The 9,504-nt window shown below is 63.4% G+C and carries 7 protein-coding genes and 1 pseudogene; 4 read left to right on the top strand and 4 right to left on the bottom strand.

All coding sequences use genetic code 11. The annotated features are described in order from the left end of the window. Together EOB36_RS21325 and lexA are read left to right on the top strand one after the other, a co-directional pair. Positions 1-232, top strand: a pseudogene (locus EOB36_RS21325) (molybdopterin molybdenumtransferase MoeA); the annotation flags it as partial. Positions 233-336: 104 nt separating this feature from the next. Further along, positions 337-1,074 (top strand): transcriptional repressor LexA, encoded by a 738-nt coding sequence (gene lexA / locus EOB36_RS21320; RefSeq protein WP_126106489.1) that lies wholly within the window; start codon positions 337-339, stop codon positions 1,072-1,074. Here lexA and EOB36_RS21315 read toward each other — a convergent pair. Then, positions 1,068-3,512, bottom strand: a complete 2,445-nt coding sequence (locus EOB36_RS21315) for a ComEC/Rec2 family competence protein (protein WP_128285626.1) — start codon at positions 3,510-3,512, stop codon at positions 1,068-1,070. The two genes, lexA and EOB36_RS21315, sit on opposite strands and share 7 nt — an antisense overlap. Before the next feature lie 102 nt (positions 3,513-3,614). On the opposite strand from EOB36_RS21315, the gene gltX reads away from it, so the two are divergent. After that, the gene (gltX, locus tag EOB36_RS21310; protein WP_128285625.1) at positions 3,615-5,039 is read left to right on the top strand and encodes a glutamate--tRNA ligase; all 1,425 of its coding nucleotides are present in this window, start codon (positions 3,615-3,617) and stop codon (positions 5,037-5,039) included. Positions 5,040-5,220: 181 nt separating this feature from the next. Continuing rightward, positions 5,221-6,549: a citrate synthase gene (gene gltA, locus EOB36_RS21305; protein WP_095485242.1), complete on the top strand. Its 1,329-nt coding sequence runs from the start codon at positions 5,221-5,223 to the stop codon at positions 6,547-6,549. A 68-nt stretch (positions 6,550-6,617) separates the two neighbouring features. On the opposite strand, the gene lpxB is transcribed toward gltA, so the two are convergent. Genes lpxB through lpxA form a run of 3 tightly spaced genes read right to left on the bottom strand, consistent with a single transcriptional unit; the run spans position 6,618 to position 9,496 of the window. Further along, complete coding sequence (gene lpxB / locus EOB36_RS21300; protein ID WP_128285624.1) at positions 6,618-7,784, bottom strand: lipid-A-disaccharide synthase; 1,167 nt, start codon at positions 7,782-7,784, stop codon at positions 6,618-6,620. Beyond that, positions 7,774-8,676: a UDP-2,3-diacylglucosamine diphosphatase LpxI gene (lpxI, locus tag EOB36_RS21295; RefSeq protein ID WP_164759027.1), complete on the bottom strand. Its 903-nt coding sequence runs from the start codon at positions 8,674-8,676 to the stop codon at positions 7,774-7,776. The genes lpxB and lpxI overlap by 11 nt, the downstream gene beginning before the upstream one ends. Then, on the bottom strand, positions 8,663-9,496 hold the full coding sequence (gene lpxA, locus EOB36_RS21290; protein WP_127203839.1) for an acyl-ACP--UDP-N-acetylglucosamine O-acyltransferase: 834 nt from the start codon (positions 9,494-9,496) through the stop codon (positions 8,663-8,665). Before lpxA ends, lpxI begins: the two co-directional genes overlap by 14 nt. Between the last annotated feature and the right edge of the window lie 8 nt (positions 9,497-9,504).

The following is a 9,504-nucleotide window of genomic DNA, read 5'->3' as shown; positions in this document are numbered from 1 at the left end:
GGACATGCGTCAGGCGCGGCTCGGTGCCGCCATGGCGGCCAACGATATCAGGCAGGACTATGTACGCGCCGTGGTGAAGGAAGACGCCGGCACGCTCAAGGCGACGCCGTTCGGCATCCAGGATTCCTCGATGCTCAGAATGCTGGCCGACGCCAACGGGCTGATCGTGCGCGAGCCATTCGCTCCCCCCGCCGCGACAGGCGCCGCCTGCAGCGTGCTGATGCTACGCTGAACAAAACGTCAACACATTCATTAAACTTTAAACAGTTGCGGAACACAACTGGAACAGATAGTGTTTGTTCTGGGTTTGTTTTTCTGATTCTGTTGGGGGTCGCGATGCTGACACGCAAACAACATGAGCTGCTGATGTTCATCCACGAGCGGCTGAAGGAAAGCGGCATTCCGCCCTCGTTTGACGAGATGAAGGAAGCGCTCGATCTCGCGTCCAAATCGGGAATCCATCGGCTGATCACGGCGCTGGAGGAGCGCGGCTTCATTCGCCGGCTGCCCAACCGCGCCCGCGCGCTGGAAGTGCTGCGCTTGCCCGATTCGATCGCGCCCGGCCTCAATGCGGCGCGCAAATTCTCGCCGAGCGTCATTCAGGGCAGCCTTGGGCAGGGCAGCCTCGGCCGACAGATCAAGCCGGCGCCGTCACGCATGCCTGCGGCCGGCAATGACGACGACGTCGTTGCCACCGTCTCCATTCCGGTGATGGGCCGCATCGCTGCCGGTGTGCCGATCGATGCCATCCAGCACCAGACGCATTCGATCTCGGTGCCACCGGACATGATCACAGGCGGCGCGCACTACGCGCTGGAGGTCAAGGGTGATTCGATGATCGAGGCCGGCATCTTCGACGGCGACACGGTCATCATTCGCAACGCCGACACCGCCCAGCCTGGCGAGATCATTGTCGCCCTGGTCGACGAGGAGGAAGCGACGCTGAAGCGGTTCCGCCGCAAAGGCGCCTCGATCGCCCTGGAAGCCGCCAACCCGGCCTATGAGACGCGCATCTTCGGGCCGGACCGGGTCAAGGTGCAAGGCAAGCTCGTCGGATTGATCCGACGTTACTGAACGGCAGCTTTCTTGGGTTTCTCAGGCTTACGGTATGGCGGCAGGCCCCTCGCCTCGCGAGAAAATCTCCGCTGCTCATGCCAAGGCCTATATGGCTGTTTGACGGCAAAACGGATTTCTGCGCGCGTCGTCGCCGATAGCGGATCGAAAAAGACGGCGGCACTGCCCATGCGAGCGAGCTGCCGTTTGGTCACGACGAGGACCAGCGGGTTGCGGCAGGGATTATAATAGGCCGTGGCATCGTCGATGACGATCAAGTCCGCAAAGGCACAGGCTGGCCGCGCGATTTTGCGGTCGTCGGCGAGCGCGATGATCGCGCCGGACGGATGCCGGGCGAGGCACAGGCCGGCAGTGCAATAGAAAGGCGCTCCCGGCGGCAGGTCGGCCGGGTCGGCGATGTCGAACCGCACGTCTCCTTTTTCGAACGTCTCCGGCTCGACAATGGTCGCTGAAGTCAGCGCATGTTTCCAGTTGTCGGTGGTGAATTCGTTCGAGCGCACCCGGTTGACGGCAAGTTCGCCGCCGCCGATCGGCAGCGCCACCAGATGCGCATCCTCCGAGATCAGCACGTCGGGGGTTCGCGTCTCGGAAATCGTCAGCAGGCCGGCAAGCGCAAAGGGAAGTGCCGCAAGCCGCAACCATGTCGTCGCCATCGTGGCGATGACCAGGGCGACCGTCACCAGCAGAACCGACTGCAACGAAATCAGCCCGACTGCATCGACCGGCGAACGCTCGGAGATCCATCCCGATATTGCAATCATGGCCGTCAGCCCCTTGCCCATCATGTAGAGGAAAGGTCCGTCGAAGCCGAAAGGCATTGCCAAGGCGCTGACGACCGCCAGGAACATGACGACCGTGACGATCGGCATGACGGCCAGATTGGCAAACAGACTGAGCGGCGAGACGCGCTGGAAGTGCCAGATGGCGAAGAGCGCGGTGGCGCTGCCGGCAATGATGGAGGTCATGGCGATGGTGCCTGTTCCAGCGACGAGCTTCCGCGTGACGAAAGCGGCCGGTGACCGTCGTTGTGGCGGCGCCGTGGCCTTGTCGGCACGATAGTCGGACCAGCCGGCATAGGCGCCCACGAGAGCCGCGGTCGCGGCGAAGGACATCTGGAAGCTTGGGCCGACCACCTCGTGCGGCGACACGACGATGACGGCGATGGCTGAAATCGTAAGATTGCGCATGGTGAGCGCAGCCCTGTCGAACAGCACGGCGACAAGCATTACCGCCAGCATGATGAAGCTGCGCTCAGCCGCGACCACGATGCCGGAAAAAATGAGATAGGCAGCGATGGAAAGGAGTGCGGCTGCAGCCGCATATTTTTTGACCGGCCGGCGCGACGAAAAATCGGGAAACAGCGCAAAGGCGCCGCGCAGCAATCCCATGATTGTGCCGGCGACAAGCGCCATGTGCAGGCCGGAAATGGAGATGATGTGGTAGATGCCGGTGCGCCGCATCGATTCGTTGATCTCTTCGGGGATGCCGGCACGCACGCCGACGATCAGCGCAGCGGCAATCTCCCCCTCGGCGCCACCGATGCTGTCCCTGATATGGTCGGCGATGGTTTCACGCGCCTTTTCGATCGACGAAGAAAGGCGCGCGGCTACCGGTGCATCTTCGGAAGCGACGATCTTCGGATTGCCGAGGAAAAAGCCACTGGCGCCGATACCGGCGAAATAGCTGTCAAAGGAGAAGTCATAGCTGTCGGGCCGAACCGGGCCAGTCGGAGGCAAAAGCCTTGCATAGCCGGTTGCCACCGAGCCTGCGGTCATCTCAGCGGGAATTTTGCGTGCCGAAACCCTGACACGTTCCGGTGCATAACGCAGTGTCGGCCGGGCGGTCGATATCACGTCGAGGGTCAGCCTGATCCGGCCATTCGCCATCTGGTCGAGCCTGACGACGCGGCCGGTGAGTTGGGTCTGGATTACCGAACCGAGCATCTGCGTTCCCGCGCGCCAGGTTTCAACCTTGGCGGCGAGCACACCGAGCGCGCACAGCAACGCTGCCATGAAACACAAATGTGTTTTGCGCCATGACCGCGTGACCGCTGCGCACAATGCCGTGAGGACCACCACGGCAATGGGCTGCGGAAAGTCCGGTTCCACGGCAAGCGAGAAATAGACGATCACTCCGGATGCCAGGAAAACCGGCACCAGCAGGAAGGCGACGCCGCGGTCGAGCTCCATGCCCGCCGCCGAAACCACGCTGTTGCGGATAGCGGATAGTGAAAGACGGCGGAAATGAACGACAGGCCCGGGTATTGGAGCCGGTATTGGCGCGGAGCGGTCCGGCGAGAGAGGCTGGATGCCGGGTTGCGACGCAGGCAGCGAAACGGGTAGCGGCTCGACGGGAGAAACGTCGGCAAACAGCGATCGTTCGCTGACGCTCGCGATCGCGCCCTCGCTCTCGTCCACGCCGCGGCCTGGTCCAGCCATCGGGTCTGCCCCTTGCGCCCTTGACCTCCTATGCTACATGAACGCGCGACGCGCGAAAGTCCGCGCAACCACATCGGTTTCCTGCGCTTGCCCGAGAGTTCCATGCCCGACAAGGTCGTCACCCGTTTTGCCCCCTCGCCCACCGGCTTCCTGCATATTGGCGGAGCCCGGACGGCGCTGTTCAACTGGCTGTATTCAAAACACACCGGCGGCAAGATGCTGCTGCGCATCGAGGACACCGATCGTGAGCGTTCGACCGACGCGGCAACCGCCGCCATTCTCGACGGGCTCTCCTGGCTCGGCCTCACCTGGGACGGCGAGCCGGTATCGCAGTTCGAGCGCGCGCCGCGCCACCGCGCTGTCGCCGAGGAGCTGGTACGCCTCGGCAAAGCCTATTACTGCTATGCGACGCCGGCTGAGCTGGAGGCGATGCGTGAGAGCGCGCGGGCCAAGGGGCTGCCTCCCCGCTATGACGGCCGCTGGCGCGATCGCGACCCGTCGGAGGCGCCGGCCGGCGCCAAGGGCGCGATCCGCATCAAGGCGCCGGCCGACGGCGAGACGGTGGTGCATGACCTCGTGCAGGGCGATGTCCGCTTTCCCAACAAGGATCTCGACGATTTCATCATCCTGCGCTCGGACGGCAATCCGACCTATATGCATGCCGTCGTCGTCGACGACCATGACATGGGCATCACCCACATCATCCGCGGCGACGACCATCTGACCAATGCCGCCCGCCAGATGGTGATCTATCGAGCCATGGGCTGGGACGTGCCGTCGATGTCGCATATCCCGCTGATCCATGGCGCCGACGGCGCCAAGCTGTCGAAGCGGCACGGCGCCCTCGGCGTCGAAGCCTATCGTGCCATGGGCTATCTGCCCGAGGCACTGCTCAACTACCTGGCGCGGCTCGGCTGGAGCCACGGCGACGACGAGATCATGTCGATCGCCGACATGATTGCGTGGTTCGACATCGGCGACGTCAACAAGGGAGCCGCCCGCTTCGACTTCGCCAAGCTCGAGGCGCTGAACGGCGTGCACATGCGCCGCATGAACGACGCCGAATTGCTCGATATCTTCATCGCCACTTTGCCCTATCTCGAAGGCGGCCCGGCGATCGCCGCGCGTCTCGACGACACGCGCAAGGCGCAGTTGCTTGCCGCCCTGCCAGGTCTGAAGGAGCGCGCCAAGACGCTGGTCGAGCTGGCCGACGGTGCCGCCTTCCTGTTCGCCGAGCGGCCGCTGCCGATCGATGAGAAGGCGGCTGCATTGCTCGGCGGTGGGGCGCGCGAGATCCTGCGGGGCGCGCACGCGGCGCTGAAGACGATTTCAGGCGATTGGACGGCCGAAGCGGCGGAAGCAGCGATCCGCGAGTATACGCTAGCGGGCGGCCATAAGCTCGGCGCCGTGGCCCAACCTTTGCGTGCCGCGCTCACCGGAAAGAGCACCTCGCCCGGCGTGTTCGACGTGCTTGCCGTGCTTGGCCGCGAGGAAAGCCTGGCGCGCGTCACGGATCAAATCGATTAGCAAAACTGGCCCAAGAAGATTGGCATTGAAAGGTGGGTTTCGCAGTGCAACATTAGGTCTTGGCCCAATTTGGCACGCAAATCCAATTGCGGGCGCAAACGCGCGGACTCCGATCCTTTCGACGTGTTGCGTTGCAGATATTTCGCCTTTGCCGGCATGAGAAAACCAAAAGGAGTTTGCAATGTCCGAAGCTGCGACAAAAATGGAATTTGGCGGCAAAACCCAGGCGTCGACTGCAAAACTTGAGTTCGGCGGCAAAACTCACGAACTCAAGGTGCGAAGCGGCTCGGTCGGACCTGATGTCATCGATATCGGCTCGCTTTACAGCACCACCGGGGCCTTCACCTACGATCCCGGCTTCACGTCGACGGCAAGCTGCGAGTCGGAAATCACTTTCATCGACGGCGATGCCGGCATCCTTTTGCATCGCGGCTATCCCATCGACCAGCTGGCCGAGCATGGCGACTTCCTCGAAGTCTGCTATCTCTTGCTCTACGGCGAATTGCCGACCAAGGCGCAGAAGGACGATTTCGACTACCGGGTGACGCGCCACACCATGGTGCATGAGCAGATGTCGCGCTTCTTCACCGGCTTTCGCCGCGACGCGCACCCGATGGCGGTGATGTGCGGCGTGGTCGGCGCGCTGTCGGCCTTCTATCACGATTCCACCGACATCTCGGACCCGTATCAGCGCATGGTCGCATCGATGCGGCTGATCGCGAAAATGCCGACGATCGCGGCGATGGCCTACAAATATCACATCGGCCAGCCCTTCATTTACCCGAAGAACGAGCTGAATTTCGCGGCCAACTTCCTGCATATGTGCTTTGCCGTGCCGTGCGAGGAATACAAGATCAACCCGGTGCTGGCCCGTGCGATGGAGCGCATCTTTATCCTGCACGCCGATCACGAGCAGAACGCCTCGACATCGACGGTCCGCCTCGCCGGCTCGTCGGGCGCCAATCCGTTTGCCTGCATCGCAGCCGGCATCGCCTGCCTGTGGGGACCGGCCCATGGCGGCGCCAACGAGGCGGCCTTGAACATGCTGGGCGAGATCGGCCATGTCGACCACATCCCGGAATTCATCGCCCGCGCCAAGGACAAGAACGACCCGTTCCGGCTGATGGGTTTCGGCCACCGCGTCTACAAGAACTACGATCCGCGTGCCAAGATCATGCAGAAGACGGCACATGAGGTTCTGGGCGAACTCGGCATCAAGGACGATCCGCTGCTCGACATCGCCATGGAGCTGGAGAAGATCGCGCTGACCGATTCCTATTTCATTGAGAAGAAGCTCTATCCGAACGTCGATTTCTATTCCGGCATCACGCTGAAGGCGCTGGGCTTCCCCACCACCATGTTCACGGTGCTGTTCGCGGTCGCCCGCACCGTCGGCTGGATCGCGCAGTGGAAAGAGATGATCGAGGATCCGCACCAGAAGATCGGCCGCCCGCGCCAGCTCTATACAGGTGCGCCGGAACGCGACTACGTGCCGATTGCGAAGCGGTAAAAAGAAAAAGTGAGTAGTGAGTAGTAAATAGGAATTTTCTTCACTACTCACTACTCACTACTCACTACTCACCCCTTGATGTACTTCATCACGACCCCCGCTGCGATGTCGCCCGAAGGTCTGTCGACGGCCATGCGTCTGGCCACCTCGGCAAAACCGTCCTTCTGCCATGCGCGATAGGGGGTGTCGGAAAACAGCCCCTCCAACTGCCGCGCCAGATAATGCGGCCGCACATATTCGTTGTAGTTTTCCGGCACGACCGGACGGTCGGCGATGAGATTTGGCAAGGCGGCGCTCCATACGGTGATCAGGCGCTGGGCCATCCGCATGACCGGATCGAGCCGGTAGCAGGAGATCATCGGCACACCCGACAGCGCCAACTCCAGCGACACCGTTCCCGATGCGATCAGCGCCGCATCGGCCTTGCCGAAGGCCTGCCATTTGCGCTCGGGATCAAGGATGATCTCCGGCTTCTCGTCCCAGCTTGCGACCGAAGCCCTGACCAGGTCGGCGACATGCGGCACAGTCGGCAACAGCAGGCGCAAGCGGTGTCCGCGCGCGCGCAGGATCGAGATCGTCTTGCCGAACGGGCCGACCAGCCGTCGCACCTCGCCGCGACGCGAGCCGGGCAGCACCAGCAGCGTCTTCACACGATCGTCGGACAGATCGCGCGGCAGGCTTTGCGCTTTGGCAGCGCCGAGCACGCCCGGATCATGTGTGAGGCGATGGCCAACATAGGTGCCGGGCGGACCGCCGAGGCGTGCGAGCTCCTTCACTTCGAAAGGCAGGATGCAGAGGATATGGTCGACATACGGTTTCATCGCCACCGCCCTGCCCGGTCGCCACGCCCAGACGCTCGGGCAGACATAGTGAACGATCGGGATCGTCGGATCGGCGGCGCGAACCTTCTTCGCCACGCGCAGCGAAAAATCCGGGCTGTCGATGGTGATGAGACAGTCGGGCTTTTCACCGACGACCGCGCTGGCCGTCTGGCTGATCCGCCGCATCAGGCGCGGCAGGTCGCGCAGGATGGCGCTCAAGCCCATCAGCGCGATCTCGCCGCCGTCGAAGAGCGGCGTGAGGCCGAGCGCCTGCAAATGGCGGCCGCCGATGCCGACGAGCCGGACCTCGCGGCCGGTCGTGCGCTTGAGCGCCTCTACGATGTCGGCGCCAAGCAGATCGCCGGATTCCTCACCGGCGACGATGGCGATCTTCAGCGGCTTGTCAGTCGCCATGCGCCGGCTCCGCAGCGGGCAGGCCGATCACGAACAGGCCGAGCGCATTGGCGCGTGCGACGACGGTGGGGCCTTCCAGAACCAGCGAGCGGCCGGCTTCGACGGCAATGCCGGCAAGTCCGGCGGCATGCGCCGCCTCGATCGTCTGTGGGCCGATGGAGGGCAGGTCCGCGCGCAACTCCTGGCCGGGCTTGGCGCATTTGACCAGGACGCCGCGCGTTCTGCCGGCAAGTCTGCCATGGCCGCGCAACTGCCTTGTTCGATCAAGCAATCCATCGGTGCCCTCGACGCCCTCCAGCGCGATGGCGCGGCCGCCAATCGCGACAGCTGCCTGGCCGATATCCAGCGCACCGATGGCCTTTGCCGCGGCATGCGCCGCTTCGATGTCGCGCCAGTCGGATTTGCGCGGCGCTGCCTTGGTCAGCGTCCCTTCGGCCGCGACCAGCTCCGGCACGATCTCATGGGCGCCGACGACCTTGACCCCACGCGCCTCCAGAGCCCGCGTCAAGACCTTCAACAGGCCGTCGTCACCACGGGCAAGCGCCATGACCACCGACGGCACCACAGCCAGCAAGCCGAGGCTCGGGCGCATGTCGATCAGTCTCGGCCGGCGCCTGATCTCGCCGGCAAGGACGAGATGGCTGATCCGTCGACGCCTCAGTAACGAAGCCAGCGAACCGATGTCTTCCAGAGCGAGACTCTCATGCTCGTAGCCGCTGAGGTCGGACTTGCGGTCGACTTCGCCCTCGATCCGGATAATGACGGGCGGGTAGCCTTGTCCGGCCAGGCTGATCGCAACTTCGACCGGCAGACTGCCGCCGCCGGCGATGATGCCGACCCTGGCATCTGGCGCGAGATCAAGGCCCGTCCGGGTGGCCTCAATCTTCGTCATCTGCATCGTCGCCGTCGCCACCCCTAAGCGACGGGACGGCATAGTGCCGTTTGCCGCGACTGGCGATGAAATCGATGATTTTCATGGCGGTCGGTGACGAGGCGAATTCCGCCTTGGCGAACTCGACGTTTTCGCCGACGGTTCGGGAGCGATCGAAGATCGTCCTGTAGGCCTTTCGCAGCGTATGGATCTCGGAGCGCGGCAGGCCGGCGCGCTTCAGGCCGATGATGTTGAGGCCGCGAAGTTTGGCGCGATTGCCGACGGCGATGGCGTAGGGAATGACATCGCCGACGATTGCCGAGCAACCGCCGAGAAAGGCGTTGTCGCCGACGCGGACAAACTGATGAACGGCGGTGAGGCCACCGATATAGACGTTGTCACCGATCTCGCAATGGCCGCCCAACGTCGCTCCATTGGCGAAGGTGGCGTTATTGCCGACGATGCAGTCATGGGCGATGTGGGCGTAGGCAAGGAAGTTGCCATTGTCGCCGATCGTCGTCTCGCCGCGGCTGGAATCGGTGCCGAGATGCATGGTCACGCCTTCGCGGATCGTGCAGTTCTCACCGATGACCAGCGTGGTGCGGCCGCCCTTGTGCTTGGTGTTCTGCGGCGGCGCGCCCAGTGTCGCCATCGGATAGACCTTGGTCGACGCGCCGACGGTGGTCGCGCCCATCACCGAGATATGGCTGACCAGTTCGACGCGGTCGCCGATCACTGCGTCGGCGCTGATGTGGCAGAACGGCCCGATGCGGACGCCTTCGCCGACTTTAGCGCCTGCCTCGATGACCGAAGATGGATGGATCACTGTCTGGATTTTCATAAGCATTC

It is taken from the genome of Mesorhizobium sp. M6A.T.Cr.TU.017.01.1.1 (assembly GCF_004023115.1).
GTDB classification, from domain to species: domain Bacteria; phylum Pseudomonadota; class Alphaproteobacteria; order Rhizobiales; family Rhizobiaceae; genus Mesorhizobium; species Mesorhizobium mediterraneum.
Note: the sequence above shows the minus strand (reverse complement) of the source record. Positions and strands in the feature narration are given on the sequence as shown.